Origin of the sequence: Rhizobium ecuadorense, assembly GCF_001187535.1 — a bacterium.
GTDB classification, from domain to species: domain Bacteria; phylum Pseudomonadota; class Alphaproteobacteria; order Rhizobiales; family Rhizobiaceae; genus Rhizobium; species Rhizobium ecuadorense.
The window spans coordinates 1-240 of sequence record NZ_LFIO01000518.1; the positions used below are offsets into that span (position 1 = coordinate 1).

The following is a 240-nucleotide window of genomic DNA, read 5'->3' on the forward strand; positions in this document are numbered from 1 at the left end:
TGCCTATCAGAGGCAATTGCGACTGAGCCGGGCGCGGCAGTTGCTTCGGTTGGGCACGCCGCCGGCCGAAGTAGCCGAGATGGTCGGCTTCGCCGATCAGAGCCATCTCTCCCGCCTGTTCAAACAGACGACGGGCGTGACGCCCGCCGATTATGCGAAAGGTTTATAGCGTTCAAGACAGCAGGGTTTGCTTATGTGAATACTGTCTACTCTTGCGGTGACGACGGCTGGCTCCGGCGA

General features: G+C 60.0%; 1 protein-coding gene. It reads left to right on the plus strand.

Going from position 1 to position 240, the window contains the following annotated elements:
- Window positions 1–169: helix-turn-helix transcriptional regulator (locus AF337_RS11805; protein ID WP_152971001.1), on the plus strand; the 169-nt coding region annotated here is incomplete at its 5' end.
- Window positions 170–240 lie beyond the last annotated feature (71 nt).